22 protein-coding genes and 1 tRNA gene are annotated in these 22533 nt (G+C 65.8%); 5 read left to right on the top strand and 18 right to left on the bottom strand.

Annotated elements, in window-relative coordinates:
* Positions 1 to 70: 70 nt before the first annotated feature.
* The 9 genes from NNZ72_RS18140 to NNZ72_RS18105 all read right to left on the bottom strand — a co-directional run bounded on the left by NNZ72_RS18140 (position 71) and on the right by NNZ72_RS18105 (position 9508).
* Complete coding sequence (locus NNZ72_RS18140) at positions 71 to 577, bottom strand: hypothetical protein (protein WP_257316897.1); 507 nt, start codon at positions 575 to 577, stop codon at positions 71 to 73.
* Positions 574 to 3126 (bottom strand): phage tail tape measure protein, encoded by a 2553-nt coding sequence (locus NNZ72_RS18135; RefSeq protein ID WP_257316896.1) that lies wholly within the window; start codon positions 3124 to 3126, stop codon positions 574 to 576. The genes NNZ72_RS18140 and NNZ72_RS18135 overlap by 4 nt, the downstream gene beginning before the upstream one ends.
* Before the next feature lie 126 nt (positions 3127 to 3252).
* Entirely contained in the window at positions 3253 to 5202 is a 1950-nt protein-coding gene (locus NNZ72_RS18130; RefSeq protein WP_257316887.1) for a prohead protease/major capsid protein fusion protein, read from the bottom strand.
* Positions 5202 to 5450 (bottom strand): MarR family transcriptional regulator, encoded by a 249-nt coding sequence (locus NNZ72_RS18125; RefSeq protein ID WP_257316884.1) that lies wholly within the window; start codon positions 5448 to 5450, stop codon positions 5202 to 5204. Before NNZ72_RS18125 ends, NNZ72_RS18130 begins: the two co-directional genes overlap by 1 nt.
* Positions 5451 to 5695: 245 nt before the next feature.
* Positions 5696 to 6172: a hypothetical protein gene (locus tag NNZ72_RS18120; RefSeq protein ID WP_257316882.1), complete on the bottom strand. Its 477-nt coding sequence runs from the start codon at positions 6170 to 6172 to the stop codon at positions 5696 to 5698.
* A 174-nt stretch (positions 6173 to 6346) separates the two neighbouring features.
* The gene (locus NNZ72_RS18115) at positions 6347 to 6793 is read right to left on the bottom strand and encodes a hypothetical protein (protein WP_257316881.1); all 447 of its coding nucleotides are present in this window, start codon (positions 6791 to 6793) and stop codon (positions 6347 to 6349) included.
* Positions 6790 to 7746, bottom strand: coding sequence for a hypothetical protein (locus NNZ72_RS18110; protein WP_257316880.1), 957 nt, complete (start codon positions 7744 to 7746; stop codon positions 6790 to 6792). The genes NNZ72_RS18115 and NNZ72_RS18110 overlap by 4 nt, the downstream gene beginning before the upstream one ends.
* A gap of 140 nt (positions 7747 to 7886) precedes the next feature.
* Entirely contained in the window at positions 7887 to 8096 is a 210-nt protein-coding gene (locus tag NNZ72_RS25545) for a helix-turn-helix domain-containing protein (protein WP_371747782.1), read from the bottom strand.
* 182 nt (positions 8097 to 8278) lie between these two features.
* Positions 8279 to 9508 carry a tyrosine-type recombinase/integrase gene (locus NNZ72_RS18105; RefSeq protein WP_257316879.1) on the bottom strand — a complete coding sequence of 410 codons (1230 nt, stop codon included), beginning with the start codon at positions 9506 to 9508 and terminating at the stop codon, positions 8279 to 8281.
* Positions 9509 to 9940: 432 nt separating this feature from the next.
* On the opposite strand from NNZ72_RS18105, the gene NNZ72_RS18100 reads away from it, so the two are divergent.
* The 3 genes from NNZ72_RS18100 to NNZ72_RS18090 all read left to right on the top strand — a co-directional run bounded on the left by NNZ72_RS18100 (position 9941) and on the right by NNZ72_RS18090 (position 11633).
* Positions 9941 to 10249 (top strand): hypothetical protein, encoded by a 309-nt coding sequence (locus NNZ72_RS18100; RefSeq protein ID WP_257316878.1) that lies wholly within the window; start codon positions 9941 to 9943, stop codon positions 10247 to 10249.
* Positions 10250 to 10699: 450 nt separating this feature from the next.
* Positions 10700 to 11212, top strand: a complete 513-nt coding sequence (locus NNZ72_RS18095; protein ID WP_257316877.1) for a DUF992 domain-containing protein — start codon at positions 10700 to 10702, stop codon at positions 11210 to 11212.
* A 73-nt stretch (positions 11213 to 11285) separates the two neighbouring features.
* Positions 11286 to 11633 (top strand): hypothetical protein, encoded by a 348-nt coding sequence (locus tag NNZ72_RS18090; protein ID WP_257316876.1) that lies wholly within the window; start codon positions 11286 to 11288, stop codon positions 11631 to 11633.
* 10 nt (positions 11634 to 11643) lie between these two features.
* Here NNZ72_RS18090 and NNZ72_RS18085 read toward each other — a convergent pair whose 3' ends face one another.
* The 7 genes from NNZ72_RS18085 to pcsA all read right to left on the bottom strand — a co-directional run bounded on the left by NNZ72_RS18085 (position 11644) and on the right by pcsA (position 19004).
* On the bottom strand, positions 11644 to 12387 hold the full coding sequence (locus tag NNZ72_RS18085) for a FadR/GntR family transcriptional regulator (RefSeq protein ID WP_257316875.1): 744 nt from the start codon (positions 12385 to 12387) through the stop codon (positions 11644 to 11646).
* Between the two features lie 156 nt (positions 12388 to 12543).
* Positions 12544 to 13614 (bottom strand): BMP family ABC transporter substrate-binding protein, encoded by a 1071-nt coding sequence (locus NNZ72_RS18080; protein ID WP_257316874.1) that lies wholly within the window; start codon positions 13612 to 13614, stop codon positions 12544 to 12546.
* 41 nt (positions 13615 to 13655) lie between these two features.
* Positions 13656 to 14576, bottom strand: coding sequence for an ABC transporter permease (locus tag NNZ72_RS18075; protein WP_257316873.1), 921 nt, complete (start codon positions 14574 to 14576; stop codon positions 13656 to 13658).
* A complete protein-coding gene (locus tag NNZ72_RS18070) occupies positions 14576 to 15670 on the bottom strand; it encodes an ABC transporter permease (protein WP_257316872.1) in 1095 nt (364 codons plus the stop codon). Before NNZ72_RS18070 ends, NNZ72_RS18075 begins: the two co-directional genes overlap by 1 nt.
* Positions 15654 to 17237, bottom strand: coding sequence for an ABC transporter ATP-binding protein (locus NNZ72_RS18065; RefSeq protein ID WP_257316871.1), 1584 nt, complete (start codon positions 17235 to 17237; stop codon positions 15654 to 15656). The genes NNZ72_RS18070 and NNZ72_RS18065 overlap by 17 nt, the downstream gene beginning before the upstream one ends.
* Positions 17238 to 17285: 48 nt before the next feature.
* Positions 17286 to 18257 carry a quinone oxidoreductase family protein gene (locus NNZ72_RS18060; protein WP_257316870.1) on the bottom strand — a complete coding sequence of 324 codons (972 nt, stop codon included), beginning with the start codon at positions 18255 to 18257 and terminating at the stop codon, positions 17286 to 17288.
* 18 nt (positions 18258 to 18275) lie between these two features.
* Positions 18276 to 19004 carry a phosphatidylcholine synthase gene (gene pcsA / locus NNZ72_RS18055; RefSeq protein WP_257316869.1) on the bottom strand — a complete coding sequence of 243 codons (729 nt, stop codon included), beginning with the start codon at positions 19002 to 19004 and terminating at the stop codon, positions 18276 to 18278.
* A gap of 208 nt (positions 19005 to 19212) precedes the next feature.
* On the opposite strand from pcsA, the gene NNZ72_RS18050 reads away from it, so the two are divergent.
* Positions 19213 to 20415 (top strand): UbiH/UbiF family hydroxylase, encoded by a 1203-nt coding sequence (locus NNZ72_RS18050; protein ID WP_257316867.1) that lies wholly within the window; start codon positions 19213 to 19215, stop codon positions 20413 to 20415.
* Here NNZ72_RS18050 and NNZ72_RS18045 read toward each other — a convergent pair.
* Entirely contained in the window at positions 20383 to 21345 is a 963-nt protein-coding gene (locus NNZ72_RS18045) for an AEC family transporter (RefSeq protein WP_257316865.1), read from the bottom strand. The two genes, NNZ72_RS18050 and NNZ72_RS18045, sit on opposite strands and share 33 nt — an antisense overlap.
* 41 nt (positions 21346 to 21386) lie before the next feature.
* Positions 21387 to 22136: a cytochrome c biogenesis CcdA family protein gene (locus NNZ72_RS18040; RefSeq protein ID WP_257316864.1), complete on the bottom strand. Its 750-nt coding sequence runs from the start codon at positions 22134 to 22136 to the stop codon at positions 21387 to 21389.
* Positions 22137 to 22341: 205 nt separating this feature from the next.
* On the opposite strand from NNZ72_RS18040, the gene NNZ72_RS18035 reads away from it, so the two are divergent.
* Positions 22342 to 22417: transfer RNA gene (locus NNZ72_RS18035), tRNA-Lys, on the top strand.
* The last annotated feature ends 116 nt before the right edge of the window (positions 22418 to 22533 follow it).

Raw genomic sequence — 22533 nt, 5'->3', positions numbered from 1 at the left:
CGCGGTATTTGTGCGAGCTGGCTCAATGCATTGGCCGTGCTCAAGCACGGCCAATGCCGGATCGCTTTGGTCAGCAATCATTTCGCCCGTCCTCTTGTTCAGTCCTAGAACCGAGCCGCGAGACAGCCGCGCTGGCGCGCGTTTCATCGTCGGCGCTGTCTGTGACGCGCCGTGCCGGAAATGCGACTACACGGCCCTCCTGCGTGACCAGAGCGGCAGGCGCGCTATTCGTCATCGCAAGGGCTTCTTCAATGCTCGCGCCCTTCATCAGCGTGGCGATGACATCGGCCTCACGTCCCTTGGCGGCCGGCGATGAGATCGCTGTCATGACGCGCTGCATGGTCTCGCGTTCGGCGAGCATCCACGTCAAGCCGAACGCTTGGCCTGCGCCTTCCGCGTGCTCATCGTCGCTCGATACGAAGCGACGGAAATAGAGCGCGGCCCGCATCATGGCGGCCCGCGTGAAGGAAAGGCCGGTTACGGCATCGCCGGTAATACGGCGCTCGGCGATCTGCCGCTCGATGTGCGCCATCATCAGCGGGGCGAGTTCTTCGAGATCATCGGCGGCGATTGTCATGTGTATTTGAACCCATAGTCGGCCTGGACGCCGCGCAGCGCCTCTCGGGTTGCGTCGGAGATTGCTCGTTTCACCTTGTCGATGATCGCTTCATCGTCCTGCGCGCCGGTAATGTTGATGTTGACTGTTTGGTTGAAGCTCCCACCGCCGCCCGAGCCGTTCGGATGGACGTAGCCGCTGCGCGACGGCGTGATGATTTCCGGCCCCTGCTCGCCGACAAGGTAGCTCCGGCCGGGATAGACCGGGCCGCCGCTCGCGCGCTTGCCGTCTACGGCCGGCTGGCTATCGCCACCGCCGCCACCGCCGCCGCCCGCCCACGAAGGGATAAGCCCGCGAATGGCGCCGGAAAGGTCGGTCGTGATCGCCGCCTTGATCCGCGCCGGGATCGTCTTCACCCACGCGATAAGCTGCTCGACCTTGCTCACCATCCCATCCCAAAGGGACTGGATCATGTCGGCGCCAGCGGCAAAGATTTGCGCATTCGCAGACTTGAATGCCGCAACCAGCGCCTCGATCGAAACGGCGTCCTTGAAGTCGATCTTCCCGAATGCCGCCCTGATCCGCTGCGGGATCGTGGCCGCCCAGGTGACGGCCTCCCCGATCTTGGAGGCCATCCCTCCTAGAAGGGACTGGATCATCTGCACGCCGGCATCAAGGAGAAGCCCATGCCCTACCTTGAGGCCGTTGATGATGCGGTTCGTGATGTCCCGCGCGTCACCCTCAAGCGCCGCCTTCTGATCTTCGGAGAGAAGTTCGCGGGAGAAAATCGAGCCGAACCAGTCGCCCACGGCGCTAAGAGCGCTCGCGGCCTTTTCCCAGGCCCAGGCTATCGCGTCGCCGACCGGCGCGAGCCATTCAAGCACGGGACGCGCTGCCTCGAATGCCGGCGCAAGCTGATCGCCGATCGCCAGCGCCACGCCACGGAAGATCGAGGACAGCCGATCCCAATATTTCCAGATCGTGAAGCCGACTGCCGCGACGGCGGCAATGCCGGCGACGATGGGAACGGTCAGAGAGCCGAGCGCGGCGACGATCGCGCCGATGGCAGGACCGACCAGCCGCAGGCCGGGCGTAATGCGTGCGATGGCCTTGAGAGCGTCTGCCGCCTTCGCCAGCCCACCGTAGCTTGCGCCGCCCGCCAGGGCGGCTTGCAAGGCCCACGTCGCGCGTACCGCGCCGCCCATCTTGCTCCCTGCGGCGGCGATCCGGCCGAAGGTCGCCGCCAGCAGCGACAGCGCGCCGCCCTTCACGAACAGCCCGGCGAACCGCAGGCCGGCGAGCGCGATCCTGAAACCGATCAGCGCCGATGTTGCTGCGATGACGTTCGCCGTGAGGGTCGGATGGGCTTCGGCGAAGCGCTGGACCGCATCCACAATCGGCCCGAGCTTATCCATCATCGCCGTGAGTGGCGGAAGCAGAACGTTGCCGATCGTCACCGCGACCGCATTGAGGCGGTTGCGGAAGAGTTGGAGATTATTGGCGAAGGTCGCCGCGCGGGCCTCGTATTCGCGGGTCGCCGAGCCGGCATAGTCGGTCTCGTTCGCGACCAGCCCGAGCGACTTTTTAAGCAGATTGAGGTTCGTCAGGAGCGGGCCAAGGGCGCGAGCCTCATTGCCGAAGAGATCGGACGACAAGGACGCCTGCAAATCTTTCGGCAGCTTGCCAATCGCCTCAAGGACTTCGAGCGTGGTGCCTACGGCGTCGCGCTGCATCGCCTTCGACACCTTCGTGGCATCGAGACCGAGCGCCCGGAAAGCTTGCCGCTGGCGCTTGGTCGCTGACGCGCCCCGCGTCAGCGCAAGGCCCATGTTGCGGAAGGAGGTCGCGACCACTTCGCTTTCCATGCCGGCCGACAGCATGGCCGAGGCGAAGGCAGAGACTTCGACGGCGCTATAGCCATACTGCTTGGAGGTCGCGCCGACGCGGCGTACCACGTCGAGAATGTCGGCGGCGCTCGATGCCTGCGCGTTGCTCAAATGGTTCATCGCGTCGGCAAGCCGCCCGACCTGATCGACGGAAAGATCAAGCCCGGTCATCACCTTCGCCAGCGCTTCGCCCGTCTGCTCGGCGGTGATGTCGAAGGCGACACCGACCTTGGCCGCCATATCGGTGAACCGAAGAAGCTCTTCCCGCGCGATGCCGGCCTGACCGGCAGCAGCCACGATTTTCGTCAAGTCCTGCGCCGCGAGGGGCAGGCGCTTCGACATTTGGAGAACCGAAGTCTGGAAATCTTTGAACGCCTGCGGGGTGTCGAAGTCCACGACCTTGCGGACATCGGCCATCGCGCTTTCAAATTCGGACGCTGCACGGATCGGGGCAGCGAGCGCTCGTTGCAGCGCGTAACCGGCCGCCACGGCATCGACCATTCGACCCCGCGCGGCATCAAGCGCACGTTCGTTCTTCGCCATCGCGGCCTGCAAGCGGCCCTGCATTCCGCCGATCTTGTTGGCGGCCTGCCCGATGCCGAGCAGCGCGCCGGCAGCTTTGCGGGCGGGACCGGACACGCCATCAATCAGGCGCACTAATAGTTGAGAAACGTGGTTTGCCACCGTGCCACCTCATGAAGGGAGGAAGCGCCCGACCGGCGCACGACGGCCGGGCGCTGGTGGCGGCCCGCCTCGCAGGTGGCGGACCGCCGAGGGCGGCGGAGGACTAGGCCGCCGCCGAAGAGTTTGTCAGCCGCCGGACGGGCCGTCGTAAGGCGTCTTGAAGAGGCCGCGCCAGTCGAGCACCTTGGCGGCCACGTCGAGGCGCGCCTTGATCTCGATCCCGTCGATGTCAAAGCCCATACGGGTTTCGGTGAAGACGCCCTGCTGGCCTTCGAGATAGGCCAGTTCCACGATGTCGACGACGCTCGGCGAGGCGGCGAAATAGAAGGCGTCATCATTGCCCGCGATGCCGAAGCGCGGAATGCCGAGGTCGAGGCGGGGTTCCGCGATGACCGTAAGATTGCGAAGCTCGCGCGGCACCGCGTCGTCGGTCTTGGCCGGCGTGATCGTCGTCAGGAACTTCAACGCCGCCGTCTCCTGCGCCTTCGGGACGATCAGATATGCGGGCGTCAGGTTCAGCGCCGTGGCACCGTCAAGGCCGGTTTGGAGGCCCATGCCCTTGCGCGCTTCGCTGACGGACGCCTCGCCAATCGCGAGATCGGTTCCGAGGTTTTTGTGATCCGAGTGGAACAGGTCCACGTTGTCGCCCATCTTCGGATTGCCGATGATCTGCGCCCACACGACATCGCTCTCCAACTGCGCCGCCTGGACGCCGAAGGCGCGCGGCAGGCGGTCGAAAGCGCTCAAGTCGTCGTTGACGATGCTCTGCCGGGTCAAGCCGATGACCTTTCCATAGGTCGCGAGCCGGAAGGTTTCTTTGCCTTCGCCGATCGTGCCGCGCTTGAACTCGCCATGCTCGTTTACCCGTTCAAGGGCGGGCGCCTCGCCGATCGACACGCGGCTTTGCTCTTTGAAGTCGGGGACCGTCGTCACGCGGACGAGCGGCCGGAAGGTCTGCGGCGCAGCCTCATAGGCCATCCGCAGTACCTTGCCGGTGACACCGGCAAGGACCGCCGGGAAGTCGCTCGTGCCGTGCAGGCCGCCGAGCGACCGCTGATCCAGCGCCGCCGCCGCGATCTGCATCTTCGACATGCCGGCGGTGCGGACGCCCCTGCCTTCGACAGCCGCGCGGGCGACTTCCAACAGAGGCATTGCGACGAAGACCTCGGCACCGGCTTCCAGCGGGAAGGCGGTCGGATCGACGCGGTGCAGGATCGCCGATGCCATCGCGGCAGCGCGACGATTGTCGAAGCTGTGATCGGCCACGGTAGCCGGCGCGCCGATCTGCTGGCCGGGGCCGCCGGGATGGACGCGACGTTCGTCTTCGACCATGCGGTCGAACAGCGCTGCGCGGAAATCATCAACCGTCGTGCCTGCCTGGATCGCGGGCGCGATCATTTCCGGCAGGCCGGCGCGGGTCGCGAGGTCGGTGATGGTGCCGGCGCGGCTGCGCTCGGCTTCGAGGGTCGCCGCGTCGGCGGCAGGGTTGGCATTCGTCTTCGTAGGCATCTTCGTTGCCCCTTTCAGTTCGATGATTGCGGGAAAGGTTTCAGAGCCGGCGCGGATTTGCGCGCCGGCATCAGCCGGGATCGGCACGGCCGAGATTTCGAGAGGCTCGAAATCGACCACACGATGAAGCGGGACATCGCCGTCGCTTTCGATCTTTTCGACGCGATGCACGCGATACCCGACGCTCACATTGCGGATGACGCCGGCCTTGATCTTGGCGACGGTATCGGCATCGCCGGGCGCATCGCTCAACAGGATGCGAGCAACGCCCTGGCCCCTCACGATCTTTGCGCTGCCGGGCACGACCGAGCCGATCACATCGGCAAGGTCGTAGCTCGCATGGGTATTGAGGAAGGGCGCGCCCGCGTTGAGCCGGTCAAGGCGGACGGACTGCGGGCTGACGACAAGCTCTTCGTCAAAGGCCCCATCGAGCCACGAAAAGCGCCGGACCTTTGCGCCCGTCGTCCAAACCACTTCGATCGTGTTCGCGGCTTCATCGAAGGAAGCGGCGCGAAGCTGCGCATCGCGCCTCATGGCCGGAAGGCTGATGGTGAGAGGCGCGTTCATCAGTTCGCCCGCCCCCGGTTTTCATCGGCTTCGGCTTCGAGCAGCCGCAGCGCCTCATCCGCGATCAGGTAGCCGACCAACTGGCGGATGAGTTCGTTCGTGTCGGTGCCGATGACTTCGGCGATCTCGGCGAGAGTGAGATCGCCACCGCGCTCAAGCAGCGCGAGGACTGCATCGCGCGTATGGCAATCGCAGCACGCGAGCACGGTGCTCAAATTGATTTCGATGGGGGGAAGAGAGTTCGGCATGACGGTCGGTGTCCTTTTATGACCTGACCGCGCCGAAGGCGTCGTCTTGTTCGGCCCTACCGTTTTTCACGGGCTCGGCACCGAAACCCACGCATATTTGCGATCAGGCGATTAAGATGATCAGCGTCAACGGCGTTTTCGTCAAGAAAACACGGACGCGCTGACGTATTTTTTTGTCTCACTCGGCGCTGAATATCGCGTCAATACTTTTCCAACGCCGATATCGATGGTGGTGCGTTGGTTTTCTACTTATAGAAATCCTCGCCAAGCTCGGCGCTCTTCTGCGCATCGGCAGCGGCCTTTTCGATCCGTCCCATCATCTGATCAATCTCGGCCCGAACTTCATTGCGGATGTAGCTCGGCAGCGCGGCGGGGACTTTCTCGACCTCGCGACGCACGACACGCACGAGGCTTCCCATGACTTGCCTGTGATCTTCGAGCGGGATCAGTTCCCGCATCTTCTGTGCGATGCGCTGCTCAATCTCGGTCGCGCGCGCAGAGGCGACCTTCGCCGCCGACGCCGCCTGCGCGGCGCGGCGTCCCTCGTCTTGGAGCCACCGCAGATAGCCCCTGATGCCGGCGACCATCGGGTAAGCATCGCGGCCGGCCTTCGGGATGATGCCGGCCTGCGCAAGCTGCCGGACCCGGCCGGTGGAGATCATGAGAAGGGCGGCAAGCTGCTGTGCTGAAACGCTGCCGGCGGGGGTGTTTGGATTAGTCATTGGGATGCTCCTGCGATAACGAAACGGGAAAACGGAATGTGGAAAAACACTCGCCCACCGGGGCAGCGCTGCCCGCAGAGGGGCGGGGATAGCAAGAAATCCTTTGATGCCGGGGGGCTGACGGCGCGCATGGGGGCGCGCAGGGAGGAGACGCAGGCAGGAAGGCGGCGCGGCTCATACCGCGCCTCCCTTGCGACCATGGCCGTCGCTATCGGTGGGATCATTCGGGATTTGCTGCCAACGTGTGCGCGCGCCATTGGAATGGAACACGGTCACGAACATTGCAGGCCGGGGGGTGAAGAACGGGCGAGGATTGTTGACTGCAAGCGCCAAGCCTTCCGTCGCCCATTTGAGCATCTTGCGCGCGGCGGTCTCAATGTCATCGTTCGTAATTGCGATGATGACTTCGCGCTGGTGACGGCCAGTGCAATTGCGAAGCATAAAAAGCGCGATCTCGCGAGGCCCGCGCCGCTGTTCAGTGCGCATGATCTCGCGCGCGATGTCGGCAATCCTCGGCGCGAGCGCACGAGCAAAATGTTCTGCGTCGTCGCCATTGATGCCGCACGCCGCCGCTGCGCGGCGGCCGGCCCAAAGTCCCCAAGAAATCCTGGGAGTGCTCATGCGACTGCCCTCCTGTTGCCCTTATCGATTTTGGTCTTGACCGGAATGGACGGCTGGCTCTGCACCGCCGCGCCGATAGGACGCAAGCGAGCGCTATAAGGCGTCTGCTCGTTCGTGTTGGGCTGCAAGACGCGTACGAGCGCTACGGCCGCTCCGCTGGCACGCTTGCTCGCGTTGGTCGCGATCCGGCCGATCTCGTGCAGCTTTGCGGTCGTTTCTGGCGACAGCCTGATCATTTTCGCCGCGCGGCCTGCGGGCCGCGCGCTATTCGGTGTGGCCATTTTTTCGTCGGCAGCAATATGATCCTCATACTTGCTGCCGACGTTTTTTTGGCCATCGTTCTGACGGCGACGCCGCCACGTCCTGTAGCTTATGCCTTGGGCCTCCCACGGACGGGTGTCCTTGAGCTTTTCCTTCTTCGGCAGCGCGGCCCGCTTGGCGCGGGCCGCAGCGGCATCACGCTCGCGCCGCTCCTTCTTCATGCTTTCGTCGGTCTGCCCGACTGCGCGAATGGTCGTGATCTTCAACTCATTCCGCTCTTGACGCGTCAGGGCCAAGGCCTTGCCGGCTTCGGTCGCGTTGAACCGCTTCGGCTCGCTCGCGGCGACAGACAGGAATTCGCTATCGGTCAGCAGCGGCGCCATTGCGGTCGCCCAAGCGCGAGCCGATCCGGCGGGCAGATGCGGGTAAATCAATTCGAGGTAAATCAGGCCATCGTCAGTGTCGACCGGGCCGCCGTGCCGACGACGGATCAGGCGCTCGATCTCAGCGACCCGCTGGCGGTCTTGCGTCCAGCCGCGACAATATGACTGCGGATCGTGATCGTAACCGAGAATGCATGAACCTACGCGCCGAAAGCGCGCGGCTTTCGGCACCGCGCGCAAGGCTTGTTCCGCGCGCGGATCGCTTTCCTCAAAGACCGCTGCCGGTCGAGGTTTCTGGACGATACCCATCAGCGCCTCCCTGCTACGGCCAGGCGCAATGCCTTTGCGATGGCGGTGGGCGCGAGGGTCTCCAAAAGCGCGCGCCGCCGCTTGAAGGCGGCGGCGAGCATGGCAAGGCGATCGAGATGAGAGAGAGCCGAGGCCGACATCTAGGCGGCCTCCGCGATCGAGGCGATCAAGCGCTCAAGGTCAGCCCTCGCAACGAGCGTCCGGCCGAGCAAGCGGCGTTTCGGCAGGAGGCCCTGCCTGAACATTTTATAAAGAGTGGGGCGGGAGACGCGGAGCTGCCGTGCAGCCTCCGCGACGGTCAGGAGAAGGGTGCCATCCTTCTCGTGAGCGATAATTTCCTCGGGGTCCATATTACACCTGCGCGTCGCGTGACGGGTTTCATTTTAATTTTCTCCATCAAAACGACGGCTATGGTGCCGAAGTGTCCAAATCGTATTAGCGAAAATCGCGAAAATGCAAGTCAAAAAATGAAAAGCGGCGCAATTTGGCGCCGCTCATTCAGAATTCGTTGCGTTGGAATTCTATATTTTCACTACGCAGACCTTTGAAATTGAAGAACGTTGCGTGCTTGCGTGCCCGTCACGTATGCAGCCCAATCGCTCATCAGTGCGCGACGCTTCTCAAGCGCCGCGCCGCGCCTGTAAGCTCCCTCGACGCCGCGCAAAGTATGCGCAAGCGCCGCTTCCGCGACTTCACGCGGATAGGTGGTCATGTCGCCGCACCAATCCCGGAACGTGGAACGAAAGCCATGAACCGTGATGCCTTCGACGCGACCACGCAAGCACATTGCCAAGCTCATATCAGAAAGGGGCGTTCGCTTTCGCGATGGGAAGACCAGTGCCTTGCCGCGCTCCGCGCCTTGCGGCGCGAGCGGCAGCACCTTGCGCAAGATCGCTACCGCTTCATCCGAGAGCGGCACTTGATGTTCACGGCCGGCCTTCATCCGTTCCTTGGGCACGGTCCATAGCTTCTCGTCAAGGTCGATCTCGCCCCATGTCGCTCCGCGCGTCTCGCCGCTGCGTGCGGCGGTCAGGATCGTAAATTTGAGCGCCTGCGCGCTGAGGCTATCGAGCGCGTCGAGCTTCGGCCAGAAGGCCGGAACGGCCTTGTAATCCATCGCTGCATGGTGGCCCCGCTGAAGCCTATTTCGCTTCGGCAGAAGAAACTCGATATGCCCACGCAGGCGGAAGGGGTTCTCTCCGCTTCGCAGGCCCTTTGCCTTGGCGGCGTCAAGGATCGCTTCGAGCCGGCCGCGAATGCGGGCGGCGGTTTCAGACTTCACCGTCCAGATAGGTGAAAGGATCGCAAGCGCGTCTTCCGTGTCGATCTCGTCAAGCCGTTTTTTCTGGATGCCTTTGCAATATGCAGGGCCGACCGTCATGCGCCATTGATCGATGTGCTTTTCATTCCGCAATGCGGTTGCTTTCGTATCGATGAAGTCCTTCGCGAACGCCTCGAAGGTCGGCTTTTCGAGGTCAGCCTTCGCCTCTTCGAGCTTCTTGCCGCGCATGACTATCGGGTCGATGCCGGCGTCGAGCAGCTTGCGCGCTTCGGCTGCGGCCGAGCGCGCGTCCTTGAGGCTGACGGCATCCGGGCCAGCGGCCGTGCCAAGCCCCATGTCGCGCTGACGGCCGTTGAGAACGAAGCGTAGCAGCCAGGATCGCCGGCCGTCAGGCCGAACGAGCAAATAGAGGCCGCCACCGTCGCCATGGCGACCGACAGGCGCGTTCTTGACTGCAAGCGGGGTGAGTTTGTTCAGCAATCGGGGGGCCACGTTTCGTTCCTTCAATCCATTCCGTTCAAAAGGGACCAGCGGCTCCGGTCCTATTTCCGGTCCTATTTCCGGTCGCCGCTAGCAAGTATCTATTTTCAATGGAAATTGGAAATCCGCAAGATATTTCAACGGGATGCGTTTACATCCTTTGACAACGTTTTTCACGGAAAAACGGAATTTCTAAAGACACCCCATCCGCCATATTGCCGGTTTTACGCTGCAGTTCAGTATATCCCGAGGCCGCAACGGCAGCTTCCGACCTCACTTGAGCGCGGCACCCAAACCCTGTCATTCACATCACATCGGAGTCCTGACCCAATGAAAGTATTAAGGGTTCTTCGCACGCTACCGTTTACGGCCCTCGCTTTGGCCAGTATCTGGGCTGCCAATCGGGCTCCCGATGGTCGCCGTCCTCCGCAGATGGACTTCACCGTTACGCCCGAGGCAATCGTCAATGCCCTGACCAAGATGCCGCACATTGCCTCCATGGCTATGCTGTTTGTCCTCGCCGTACTCGCAACCGGCTACTCGCGCATCCGGCTTGCTGCCGTGCTGACTTTTCTTGTGGGCGTGAGCTGGGAACTCGTTCAGACCACCGTAATCGGCCACAATCCGCGTGTCGTCGACATCTTTCCCAACCTTGTCGGCATCGCGCTTGCCTGGATCGTCGTATCCGTGTCGGTTTTCCTCTGGCGCTCGGCCCGTTCGCGCTCTGCGAACTCCCATTGAACGAGACGCGCCCGGATTCCCCGTAAGTCGTGCGGTTCTATAATGCGCAGTAGCGCAGACCTCCTTAAGTCTTGCGACAAAATCACCGCACCTGATTCTTCAAGGGGATTTCCGTCGCAAAAGTCAGATGCACAAACCCGACCGGGCGACAGATTTTTGCGTCACTGGAAGACTGCTTCCCCACTCCGTAAGTCCGAAAGCTGCCTGACCGCTAACGCGCTCCTCTCAGCCCGAGAGCCGCCATTCGGCTTTCCACCCCACTGCGACCTTTCGCTCTTACTTCAACTTAGAGAGCCATAGCGTAGACGCAGTTTTCCGTTTCGTCGGCTTCGGCCCGCCAGGCACCGCCCACACTCCGCCATGATCGTCGCCGAGCGTTTCGCGATCGCGTCGCGGCGGGAACGAATCTTTTGCCGCGGCCGTTCCTGAGAAGATCGAAGGAGTGCTCCCATGACGAAATTGCTTGCAACTGCCCTCACCCTCGCGCTCGCCACGGCCGCGAGTGCTGCGGACATGACGGTGCGCGAGGCGGCGCCGGTCTATGTCGAACCGGACTCCCAGGACGGCGTCAAGATCGGCATGCTCACCTGCGACGTCGGCGGCGGCGTCGGCTACGTGCTCGGCTCGGCAAAGTCCGCCGACTGCGTCTTCCGCTCGATCCGGGGCCAGGAGGACGGCTATTCCGGCGTGATCCGCAAGATGGGCGTCGACCTCGGCTTCACCACCCGCGGCCGCATCGTCTGGGCCGTCTTCGCGCCGACGGCCGGCTACCACCGGGGCTCGCTCGGCGGCCTCTACCAGGGGGCCACGGCCGAGGCGACGGTTCTCGCCGGCGTCGGCGCCAATGTGCTGGTCGGCGGCACGTCCGGGTCGATCCACCTGCAGACGGTGAGCGTCAGCGGCCAGCTCGGCCTCAACCTCGCCGCGACCGGCACCTCCGTCACCCTGTCGCCGCAGGGCTGACGGGCCGCATCGACGGCGGTTGCGTTCTCCGCTAGTGTGCGGGGGGACGACGGATCAGCGACGGGGAGATGCCATGCTGGAGAGCAGCGATGCCGAACTCGAGGACGAGCGCCTGAAGCAGCTGGACCTGCTCGCCGGCGAGCGCGAGATGACGCCGGCGGAGCTGCTCGGCCACTACGCGCCCGGCACCTTCGGCTTCCACGAGGCGGCGAGCACCGCCTCGCTGATCCTCGACCTCGTCGACGAGCGGCTGCTCCAGCATCCCGCCATCGCCGGCAATCCGGACTGTTTCAGGCTCGCCGCGCGGGCGAGCGAGGCGCTGTTCAATCTCTACCAGACGCTGGGCGCCGTGCAGATCGCCGCCCACGAACCCGAAGAGGGCCTCCGGCCGGAGGAGCTCAACGCCAGCAACGACGACTGACGCGGCCGCCTCAGCCGCGCTCGCGCAGGGCCTGGACGACGCGGTCGCGGCCGACCTTGATGACGTTCTCCATCGCCTGGCGCGCGCCCTCCTCGTCGCGGCGGTCGATCTCCTCGACGATGCGGATATGGCTTGCCGCCACGTCGCCGATCTTGCCGCGGTCGGCGGCGGGCGAGCTCAGCTTGAAGGCGCCGACCAGCGCCGCCTCGATCAGGCTGCCGACGGTGCGCAGGAACGGGTTGCGCGACGCCTCCAGCACGCTCAGGTGGAATTTCAGGTCGGCCATGGCGAGCGTCTCGGCCGTGTGCGCCGGATTGCCCATGGCGACGGCGAGCCGCATCATCTGGCTGATGTCCGCCTCGGAGGCGTGGCGGGCGGCAAGGGCGGCGGCGTGCGGCTCGAAGGCCAGCCGCACCTCGCTCAGGTGGATCAGGAAGTCCTCGTTGACGCCGACGGCGAAATACCAGGTCAGGATGTCGCTGTCGAACAGGTTCCACTGGGTGTTGGGCGTCACGCGGGTGCCGATGCGCGCGCGCGGCACGATCAGGCCTTTCGCGGCGAGCGTCTTCATCGCCTCGCGCAGCACGGTGCGCGACACCTTGAAGCGCTGGGCGAGCTCGGCGTCGCCCGGCAGCGTGGCGCCCACCGGATAGTCGCCCGCGACGATGGCCTTGCCAAGTTCGTTGACCACCTGGGCATGGCTGGTACGCGTGCTGACGCCGCCGATGACCGTCTCAAGCAGACCCTTGCGCAAAGCCGTCCCCTCTCCCGTCCCGGATCTCCCGTGCGTTCCGGAACCATCCCGAAGGTATAGAGCGCCCCGGCGATTCCGCAAAGCATCGTTGAATGCTGATGAACGAAAAAGGCGCCCCTTCCGGAGCGCCTTCCCGCATCTGCACGTCCGCCGGACCTACTGCGGCAGCTTGTCGTCGATGCCGGCGATGTAGAAGTTCATGCCGAGCAGCGTGCCGTCGTCGGAGACCTCGCCTTCGGCGAGCCAGTCCGAGCCGTCCTGCTTCTTGACCGGGCCGGTGAAGGGGTGCAGCTCGCCGGAGCGGATCTTGGCCTCCACCTCCTCGGCGGCCTTCTTCACGTCGTCCGGCATGTTGGTGTAGGGCGCCATGGTGAGGATGCCGTCCTTGAGGCCGTCCCAGATGTTCTCCGGCTTCCAGGTGCCGTCGATCACCGCCTGCGTGCGCTTGATGTAGTAGGCGCCCCAGGTGTCGACGATGGCGGTGAGCTGCGTCTCGGGGCCGGCGGCGATCATGTCGGAGGCCTGGCCGAAGGCCTTGATGCCGCGCTCGGCGGCGACCTGCATCGGCGCGGTCGAGTCGGTATGCTGCGTCAGGATGTCGACGCCCTGGTCGGCGAGCGCCTTGGCGGCGTCGGCTTCCTTGCCGGGATCGGCCCAGGTGTTGGCCCAGACGATCTTGACCTTGAAGTCCGGATTGACCGAATGCGCCCCCAGCATGAAGGCATTGATGCCCATCACCACCTCCGGGATCGGGAAGGAGGCGATGTAGCCCGCCACGCCGGCCTTGGAGACCTTGGCGGCGATCACGCCCTGGATGTAGCGGCCCTCGTAGAAGCGGGCGTTGTAGGTGCCGACGTTCTCCGAGCTTTTGAAGCCGGTCGCATGCTCGAACTTCACGTCGGGGAACTTCTGCGCCACCTTGATCGTGGCGTCCATGAAGCCGAAGGAGGTGGTGAAGACCAGTGCGCAGCCGGAGCGTGCCATGCGCTCGATGGCGCGTTCGGCGTCGGGGCCTTCCGGCACGTTCTCGAGGAAGGCCGTCTCGACCTTGTCGCCGAGGGCCTGTTCCAGTTCCTGGCGGCCGCGGTCGTGGCCTTCCGAATAGCCGCCGTCGGTCTTCGAGCCGACATAGATGAAGCAGACCTTGGTCTTGTCCTGGGCGCCGGCGGCGGCGGAAAAGCCGAGGAGGGCGGCGGAGGTGGCAAGGGCGAGAAGCAGTTTCTTCATGGCATCCTCTGTGGGTTGGTGGTTCTTGGTTCTTGTTCGTCTCACCGGTCGGGCACGAAGGGCTTGCCGAGCGATGCAGGCGTGTTGATCAGCGTCACGCGCCGATTGTGGGATATCAGGATCAGGACGACAACGGTCGCGACATAGGGCAGCGACGACAGGAACTGCGGGGGGATGCCGATGCCGAAGGCCTGGGCGTGGAGCTGGCTGATCGATACCGCGCCGAAGAGATAGCCGCCGGCCAAGACCCGCCACGGCCGCCAGGAGGCGAAGACGACCAGCGCCAGCGCGATCCAGCCGCGGCCGGCCGACATGGTCTCCACCCATTGCGGCGTGTAGACCAGCGAGAGCTGGGCGCCCGCGAGACCCGCGCAGGCGCCGCCGAACATGACGGCGAGGTAGCGCGTGCGGATGACGTGGATGCCGAGCGCGTGCGCCGAGGCGTGGTTGTCGCCGATCGCCCGGAGCTTCAGGCCCGCACGGCTCGAGAACAGGAACCAGTTGATGCCGATCACCAGCATAATCGACAGGTAGAAGATGAGGTCCTGGCGGAAAAGGAGCGGCCCGAGGAAGGGGATGTCGGCGAGAAGCGGGATGGCGATCGGCTGCAGCTTGACGCCGGACATGCCGGCATAGGGCTCGCCGATCTGGCCGGAGACGCCGAGGCCGAGGATGGTGAGCGCAAGCCCCGTCGCCACCTGGTTGGCGACGAGCGTCAGCGTCAGGAAGCCGAAGAGCAGCGAGAACAGCGCCCCGCCGGCAATCCCGGCGACGACGCCGACATAGGGCGAGCCGGTCATCTGCGTGGCGGCGAAGGCGATCGCCGCGCCCATGATCATCATGCCCTCGACACCGAGGTTCAGCACCCCTGCCCGCTCCGTCACCAGCTCGCCGAGCGAGGCGATGACCAGCGGCGTGGCGGCGGTGATGACGGTCAGCAGGATGGCTTCGATCATGCCCATCAGTGCGCCTCCCCCTGGCCGGAGCGTCCGAGGCCGGAAAGGACCAGCCGGACGCGGTATTGGATGAGCGTGTCGCAGGAAAGCACGAAGAACAGCAGCAATCCCTGGAAGACGCGCGTGACCTTGTCGGAGACGTTGAGCGTCAGCTGCACCGCCTCGCCGCCGACATAGGTCAGCGCCAGGAACAGGCCGGCGGCGATGATGCCGAGCGGGTTGAGGCGGCCGAGGAAGGCGACGATGATCGCCGTGAAGCCGTAGCCGGGCGAGATGATCGGCTGGAGCTTGCCGATGACGCCGCTCACCTCTGAGATGCCGGCGAGCCCCGCGAGCGCGCCGGAGAGCAGCATCGAGAACCAGATCATCCGCCGCGAGGAGAAGCCGGCGAAGCGCCCTGCCCGCTCCGACTGGCCGAGCACGGAGATCTCGAAGCCCTTCAGCGTGTAGCGCATCATGAACCAGAGGCCGACCGCCGCGAGGATGGCGAAGGCGAAGCCGTAGTTGGTGCGGCCCGACGCGATCATCTCCGGCAGGATGGCCTCGGGCGTGAAATCGCGCGTCACCGGGAAATTGTAGGCGTCCGGGCTGCGCCACGGCCCGCGCACCAGCCAGTCGAGGAAGAGCTGGGCGATATAGACCAGCATCAGGCTCGTCAGGATCTCGTTGGTGTTCATGTGCGCCTTGAGGAAGGCGGGGATCGCGGCATAGAGCGCGCCGCCGATCATGCCGAAGACCAGCATCAGCGGCAGCACGAGCGGCGAGTGCCAATCGTGGAAGACGACGGGCACGATGGCGCCGGCGATGGCGCCCATGATGAACTGCCCCTCGGCGCCGATGTTCCAGTTGTTCGAGCGGTAGCAGACCGAGAGCCCCGCGCCGATGAGGATGAGGGGTGCCGCCTTGACGGCGATCTCGTGCAGCGACCAGACGTCGGTGAGCGGCTCGACGAAGAAGCTGTAGAGCGCCGCCACGGGATTCTTGCCGATCAGCGCAAACATGATGCCGCCGGCGACCACGGTGAGGGCGAGTGCCAGGAAGGGCGAGAGGACGGAGAGCAGCGTCGAGGGGCGCGGCCGCTTCTCAAGCTCGATGCGCATGGGCCACCTCCGCGCTTTCGTCCGTCTCGCCGTGCATGCCGCCCATCAGCAGGCCGATCTTCTCCCGCGTCAGCGACTGTGCGGGATAGGTGTCGGAAAGCCGCCCCTCGCTGATCACCGCGATCTCGGTCGCCACCTCGAAGATCTCGTCGAGGTCCTGGCTGATGACGAGGACGGCCGAGCCCGAGCGCGCCAGATCGACCAGCGCCTGGCGGATGCGGCTCGCGGCCCCCGCGTCGACGCCCCAGGTCGGCTGGTTGACGACGAGCACGGACGGCTGCCGGTCGAGCTCGCGCCCGACGATGAACTTCTGCAGGTTGCCGCCGGACAAGGAGCCTGCGGCCGGGTTGTCGCCGCTCTTGCGCACGTCCATCGTCTCGGCGATGCGCTTGGAGGCGAGCCGCACGACCGCCTGGCGGATGATGCCGAGCGCGCCGCCGCCCAAAAAAGTCTTCCGGTCGGACTGATTGCGGGCGAGCACGAGATTGTCCGAGAGCGGCAGGGCCGGCACGGCGGCATGGCCGTGACGCTCCTCCGGCACGAAGCCGGCGCCGATCAGGCGGCGCGCGGAAATGCCGAGATTGCCGGCCGGCCGGCCGCGGATCGACACCATCGCCGGGTCGGAGACCGGATATTCGCCCGAGAGCGCGTCGAAGAGCTCGCTCTGGCCGTTGCCGGCCACGCCGGCGATCGCCAGCACCTCGCCGGCGCGGACCTTCAGACAGACGTCCTTGAGCGCCACGGCGAAGGGGCTGCGGGCGGGAACGGTGAGGTGCCGCGCCTCCAGCAGCACGTCGCCCCTGGCGCCGGTGCCGGCGGCGCTGACGGCGGCGACGTCGCTGCCGACCATCATGCGGGCGAGCGAGGCCGGCGTCTCCTTGCGCGGGTCGCAGGCACCCGTCACCTTGCCGTGGCGCAGCACCGTGGCGCGGTCGCAGATGCGCTGTACCTCCTCCAGCCGGTGGCTGATGTAGAGCACCGAGCGGCCTTCCGCCTTCAACTTGGCGAGCGTCTCGAACAGCCGGTCGGCCTCCTGCGGGGTCAGCACCGAGGTCGGCTCGTCGAGGATGATCAGCTCCGGGTTCTGCAGCAGCGCGCGGACGATCTCGATGCGCTGGCGCTCGCCGACCGAGAGGTCGGCGACATGGGCGTTCGGGTCGAGCGGCAGGCCGTAGAGGCGCGACAGGCGTGAGGCCTCCTCCGCCACCTTCGAGAGCGAGATGCCGGGGGGAAGCGAAAGCGCAATGTTCTCGGCGACCGTCAGCGCCTCGAACAGCGAGAAATGCTGGAACACCATGCCGATGCCGATCCGCCGCGCCGCGGCAGGGCTCGCTATGCGCACCGGCTCGCCCTTCCAGAGGATCTCGCCGCTCGTCGGGGCGAGCACGCCGAACAGCATCTTCACCAGCGTCGACTTGCCGGCGCCGTTCTCGCCGAGCAGGGCGTGGATCTCGCCCGGCCGGATGTCGAGGTCGATGGCGTTGCAGGCGGTAAACGAGCCGAAAAGCTTCGTCAGGCTGCGGACGGCCAGCAGCGGGCCGTCCCCGGACGCTTCCACGTCTGACACTGTTCCCCTCTTTCCTGCCGCCCGCTTCGTTCCGCCCGTCGGGGCCGTTCACGGAATGAGCAGCGTCGTTCCACTCGTTCTTCTTGCTTCCAGATCCGCATGCGCCCTGCCGGCCTCGGCGAGCGGATAAGTCTGATGAATAATGTTATGCACTTTGTTGCCTTGCACAACAGCAAAGAGCGAGTTTGCACATGCATCCAGCGCCTCGCGCGTGGCGATGTAATGGAAGAGCGACGGACGGGTGGCGAAGAGCGATCCCTTCTGGGAGAGGAGCCCGAGGTTGAAGGCGTCGACCGGGCCGGAGGAATTGCCGAAGCTGACGAACAGGCCGCGCGGCTTGAGGCAGTCGAGCGACGTCGGGAAGGTGTCGCGGCCGACCGAATCGTAGACGACGTCGACGCCCGCCCCGCCGGTGATCTCGCGCACGCGCGCGACGAAATCCTCCTTCGAATAGTCGATGACGTGGTCGTAGCCGTTGTCGAGCGCGAGCCTGACCTTCTCCGGCGAGCCCGCCGTGCCGATCACGGTCGCGCCCAGCGCCTTCGCCCACTGGCCGGCGATCAGCCCCACCCCGCCGGCGGCGGCATGGAACAGGAGCACCGTGCCGGGCTTCACGGCATAGGTCTGGTTGAGCAGATACTGCGCCGTCATGCCCTTCAGCATCATCGAGGCGGCCGTTTCCAGCGAGATCCCCTCCGGCACCCTGACGAGATGGCGCGTCGCGACGTTGCGCTCGGCCGCATAGGCGCCGTCGGCGGAGGCATAGGCGACGCGGTCGCCGACGGAAAAGTCGCTCACGCCCTCGCCCACCGCCGTCACCGTCCCCGCGCCCTCCTTGCCGGGCACGAAGGGAAGCTCGGCCTTGTAGAGGCCGGTGCGGAAATAGACGTCGATGAAGTTGAGGCCGATCGCCGCCTGGCGGATCTGCACCTCGCCGGGACCGGGGGCGGAAAGCGGCATGTCCTCCAGCTGGAGCACCTCCGGTCCGCCGAGGCTGCGCACGACGATTGCCTTGGTCATGATGTCCTCCGTTCGATGTTAGGAGCGCCGGCCGAGGTTCGGGAAGGCCTGCAGCACGGCGCCGATGCCATAGAGATAGATGCCCGTGGCGACCATGCCCCAGACCACCCAGGCGGGCGTCTCGAAATGCAGGAGCAGCGCGTAGATGCCGAGCAGCGACCAGACGAGGAAGACCGCGAGATTGAGCGATCTGAGCCGCGCCACCCGCACGGGATGCAGGAAGTTGATCGGCATGAAGGTGAGGAACACCGAGACGAAGACGACGATGGAGGCGGTGAGCTCGCTCGCCTGGATGACGAAGAGCGTGAAGACCACCATGTTCCACACGACCGGGAAGCCGGAGAAGAAATATTCCTCCGTCTTCATGCCCATGTCCGCATAGTAGATGGCGCTGGAGACGACGATGGCGCCGGCGGCGACGAAGGACCAGGGCTCGCCGATCATGCCGTTCTGGTAGAGCGCGAAGGCCGGCAGCAGCACGTAGGTCACGTAGTCGATGATGTTGTCGAGCGTGTCGCCGGACCAGTTCGGCAGCACCTCCTTGACGCGGACCTTGCGGGCGATCGGCCCGTCGATGCCGTCGACCAAGAGCGCCAGCCCGAGCCACCAGAACATGTCGACGAAGCGGTGCTCGGCCGCCGCCACCACGCCGAGGAAGGCGAGGAACGAGCCGGAGGCCGTCAGGATATGGACCGAGAAGGCGCGCATTTCCGCATAGGGCACGCGCTTGTAGTTGAAGAACTTCATTGCCTGTTGCTGTCCATTCCTGCAGGGCTCGTGCCGGTAAATATGCATTGATTGCCCGGCGCCGCCAGTGAAAAACCGTGCGTCCCGCGCGCCGTCCTTTCGCCTGCGCCGTTTCATCCCATGGAAAAAGCCCCTTTGCGGCCCTACCCTCAGGCGCTAGAAGGCCCGCAAACCTGTGGGCAAATGCGTCCGCCGAAGGGAGACCGGGATGAACGAGTTCGATATCGCCGTCGCGGGCGCCGGCCTGGCCGGCAGCCTCGCCGCGCTGGCGCTGGCCGATTCGGGACGGCGCGTCGCGCTCGTCGCGCCGCCCGCCCGCGCCCATGACGGGCGCACGACCGCGCTGATGGACCAGTCCATCGCCTTCCTGAAGACGCTCGGCCTGTGGGGCGAGGTCGAGCGGCACGCCGCACCGCTCGAAACCATGCAGATCCTCGACGGCACGGCGCGGCTCCTGCGCGCGCCGCCCGTCGCCTTCCGCGCCAGTGAGGTAGGGCTCGCCGCCTTCGGCTACAACATCCCCAACGCGCCCTTCATCGGCATCCTCGAAGAGAGGATCGCCGCGCACACGGGCATCGCCCGCGTCTCCGCCGGCGTCACAGCCGCGACCGCCTTCGACGGCCATGTCGAGCTGACGCTGGACGACGGCGGACGGGCGGCCGCCCGCCTCGTCGTCGGTGCGGACGGCCGCAGGTCGAGGATCCGCGAGAGCGCCGGCATCGGCGTCAGCGCCTGGTCCTATCCGCAGAGCGCGCTCGTCCTCAATTTCGCGCACGAGCGCCCGCACGGCAACGTCTCGACGGAATTCCACACCGAGAGCGGCCCCTTCACGCAGGTGCCGCTGCCCGGCCGCCGCTCCAGCCTCGTCTGGGTGCTGCCGCCGGCCGAGGCCGAGCGTCTGCGCCGGCTCGACGCGGAAACCCTCGGCCGCGCCGTCGAGACGCGCATGCAGTCCATGCTCGGCAAGGTGACGGTGGAGGGCGCCGTGCAGGCCTTCCCGCTCTCCGGCATGACCGCCGACCGCTTCGGCAAGGGGCGGATCGCGCTCGTCGGCGAGGCGGCGCACGCCTTCCCGCCGATCGGCGCGCAGGGGCTGAACCTCAGCCTGCGCGACATCATGGCGCTCGTCGAGCTCGTGCGCCGCGGCGATGCGCCGGAGGCGATCGGCGACCGCTTCAACCGCCGCCGCCAGGCGGACGTCCGCTCGCGCACCGCAAGCGTCGACCTCCTCAACCGCTCGCTGCTGTCCGATTTCCTGCCGGTGCAGGTGCTGCGCTCGGCGGGCTTGCACCTCCTCTCCGTGCTCGGCCCGCTGCGCAGCGTCGTCATGCGCGAGGGCATCGAGCCCGGCGGCTCGCTCAGGGCGCTGCGCGACGGCTTACGGGAACGGATCGGCCGGCAGCAGGCCTGACTTGACGAGATAGAGCAGCAGCGTCACCGACGCGACGGAGAGCACCGTCGTGATCAGGATCGTCGCCGAGGCGCGCTCCTGCCATACGCCGTATTGCTGGGCGATGACGAAGACGTTCGTCGCCGTCGGCAGCGCGGCGAGCAGCACCGCCGTATAGACCCAGACCGGATCGAAATGCCCGGCGAGGCCGAGCACGAGATACATCGTCACCGGCAGCAGAAGCAGCTTCGCCGGCACGATGTAGCCGATCTCCACCGGCACGCGCCTGAGCGGCCTCAGCGCCAGCGTGACGCCCATGGCGAAGAGCGCACAGGGCGCGGCGGCCTGCGCGAGATAATCGATCAGCCGCTGCAGCGGCAACGGCGGCTCGAAACCGGCGAAGGCGGCGGCGAATCCGGCCGCGGTGGCGAGGATGAAGGGATGCGTGACGATGCGGTAGGCGACCCCGGCGGCGATCTCCAGCGCCGGCCGCTTCTCCCCGCCCGCGACCGCCATCAGCGCCGGCGCGACGGTGAAATGCAGCATGTTCTCGAAGCAGAAGATCAGCGCCACCGGCACGGCCGCCGGCTCGCCGAAGGCGAGCAGCGCCAGGCCCGGACCCATGTAGCCGATGTTGCCGTAGGCGGCGGCGAGCCCCTGGATCGTCGCCTCGCCCACCGTCGCGCGCCGCAGGAGGAGGCCGGCGGCGAAGATCAGGCCGAAGACGAGATAGGTGGCGCCGACGTCGGCGAGGATGAAGTCGATGCGCGTCAGTTCCTCGACCGGCGTGCGGGCGACCAGCTTGAAGAACAGCGCCGGCAGCGCGATGTAGATGATGAAGGTGTTGAGCCAGCCGAGCGCCTCGGCCGGCTGGCGGCTGACCTTCGCCGCCGCGTAGCCGAGGAGGATCATGCCGAAGAACGGCAGCACGAGCCCGACGATGTCTGCCATGGACCGAACGCCGCTCCCCTTTTCCGCCGCAGCCCCCGGGACTAGCCGATTTGCGAGAGAATGGGAAACGTTTGCTGGAACCAGATGGCGACGGCGCTGATATAGCCGAAGATGAAGGCGAGCCCCGTCAGCACGAGCAGCGCGCCCATCACCTTCTCCACCGTGCCGAGATGGCGGCGGAAGCGGACGAGAAAGCGCATGAAGGCGCCGGAGAAGCCGGCGGCGATCCAGAAGGGCACGGCAAGTCCGAGCGAATAGACGGCAAGCAGCGCCGCGCCGTCGCCGACCGTCTCGCGCGCGGCCGCGACCCCGAGGATCGCGCCGAGCACCGGGCCGATGCAGGGCGTCCAGCCGAAGGCGAAGGCGAGGCCCATGATGTAGGCGCCCGAGGCGGTCGCCGGCTTGCCGCCGCCCTGGAAGCGCGCTTCGCGGGAAAAGAGGCCGATGCGCAGGAACCCGAGGAAATGCAGCCCCATCAGGATGATGACGACGCCGCCCACCTGCGCGAGGATGTCGATGTGGCGGCGCAGCACCATGCCGATCGTCGAGGCGCCCGCGCCGAGCGCGACGAAGACGGTGGCGAAGCCGAGCGTGAAGCAGAAGGCGGCAAGAAGCACGGCGCCGCGCGTATCGCGCCGCACCGCCACCGCGCCGTCTCCGCGGAACTGCTCCACCGAGACGCCGGCCATGTAGCAGAGATAGGGCGGCACCAGCGGCAGCACGCAGGGCGAAAGGAAGGACAGGGCGCCGGCGAGTAGCGCGCTCAGGAGGGAAATATCCGCGATCGACACGAGGCTGCTCCGCAACGGAATGGCCGGGACACGGCCGGGGTTCGGCCCCTCAATATCCGCCCCGGGGCCCTGCTGCCAATCACCTTTCGGCGAACGCGGCGAAATGCAGCAAAAGCTGTTTCGCGCCGCATTTTCCGGGTTGACCCGCCATGGCCTCCTGCCTATGTTCCGCGCACTTCCGCGGGGGCCGAAAATCCCCGCCGGGGAGCGCGTAGCTCAGCCGGTAGAGCAACTGACTTTTAATCAGTAGGTCCAGGGTTCGAATCCCTGCGCGCTCACCAACCAACCCCATCCATACCGACTTGCGATGGCCATCGCCTCTTCACGGCCGTCGGCATGCTTCCGGCCGAGCGGGTCACGTGCGGGCTCGCTCTAACTTTTGGTGGTATTTTGTATC

The sequence above is a fragment of the Shinella pollutisoli genome (genome assembly GCF_024609765.1).
GTDB classification, from domain to species: domain Bacteria; phylum Pseudomonadota; class Alphaproteobacteria; order Rhizobiales; family Rhizobiaceae; genus Shinella; species Shinella pollutisoli.
Note: the sequence above shows the minus strand (reverse complement) of the source record. Positions and strands in the feature narration are given on the sequence as shown.

Coding starts and splice junctions, on each gene's coding strand:
- NNZ72_RS18140 (WP_257316897.1), bottom strand. CDS start 577: ATGACAATCGCCGCCGATGATCTCGAAGAACTCGCCCCGCTGATGATG.
- NNZ72_RS18130 (WP_257316887.1), bottom strand. CDS start 5,202: ATGAACGCGCCTCTCACCATCAGCCTTCCGGCCATGAGGCGCGATGCG.
- NNZ72_RS18125 (WP_257316884.1), bottom strand. CDS start 5,450: ATGCCGAACTCTCTTCCCCCCATCGAAATCAATTTGAGCACCGTGCTC.
- NNZ72_RS18120 (WP_257316882.1), bottom strand. CDS start 6,172: ATGACTAATCCAAACACCCCCGCCGGCAGCGTTTCAGCACAGCAGCTT.
- NNZ72_RS18115 (WP_257316881.1), bottom strand. CDS start 6,793: ATGAGCACTCCCAGGATTTCTTGGGGACTTTGGGCCGGCCGCCGCGCA.
- NNZ72_RS18110 (WP_257316880.1), bottom strand. CDS start 7,746: ATGGGTATCGTCCAGAAACCTCGACCGGCAGCGGTCTTTGAGGAAAGC.
- NNZ72_RS25545 (WP_371747782.1), bottom strand. CDS start 8,096: ATGGACCCCGAGGAAATTATCGCTCACGAGAAGGATGGCACCCTTCTC.
- NNZ72_RS18100 (WP_257316878.1), top strand. CDS start 9,941: ATGGACTTCACCGTTACGCCCGAGGCAATCGTCAATGCCCTGACCAAG.
- NNZ72_RS18095 (WP_257316877.1), top strand. CDS start 10,700: ATGACGAAATTGCTTGCAACTGCCCTCACCCTCGCGCTCGCCACGGCC.
- NNZ72_RS18090 (WP_257316876.1), top strand. CDS start 11,286: ATGCTGGAGAGCAGCGATGCCGAACTCGAGGACGAGCGCCTGAAGCAG.
- NNZ72_RS18080 (WP_257316874.1), bottom strand. CDS start 13,614: ATGAAGAAACTGCTTCTCGCCCTTGCCACCTCCGCCGCCCTCCTCGGC.
- NNZ72_RS18075 (WP_257316873.1), bottom strand. CDS start 14,576: ATGGGCATGATCGAAGCCATCCTGCTGACCGTCATCACCGCCGCCACG.
- NNZ72_RS18070 (WP_257316872.1), bottom strand. CDS start 15,670: ATGCGCATCGAGCTTGAGAAGCGGCCGCGCCCCTCGACGCTGCTCTCC.
- NNZ72_RS18060 (WP_257316870.1), bottom strand. CDS start 18,257: ATGACCAAGGCAATCGTCGTGCGCAGCCTCGGCGGACCGGAGGTGCTC.
- pcsA (WP_257316869.1), bottom strand. CDS start 19,004: ATGAAGTTCTTCAACTACAAGCGCGTGCCCTATGCGGAAATGCGCGCC.
- NNZ72_RS18050 (WP_257316867.1), top strand. CDS start 19,213: ATGAACGAGTTCGATATCGCCGTCGCGGGCGCCGGCCTGGCCGGCAGC.
- NNZ72_RS18045 (WP_257316865.1), bottom strand. CDS start 21,345: ATGGCAGACATCGTCGGGCTCGTGCTGCCGTTCTTCGGCATGATCCTC.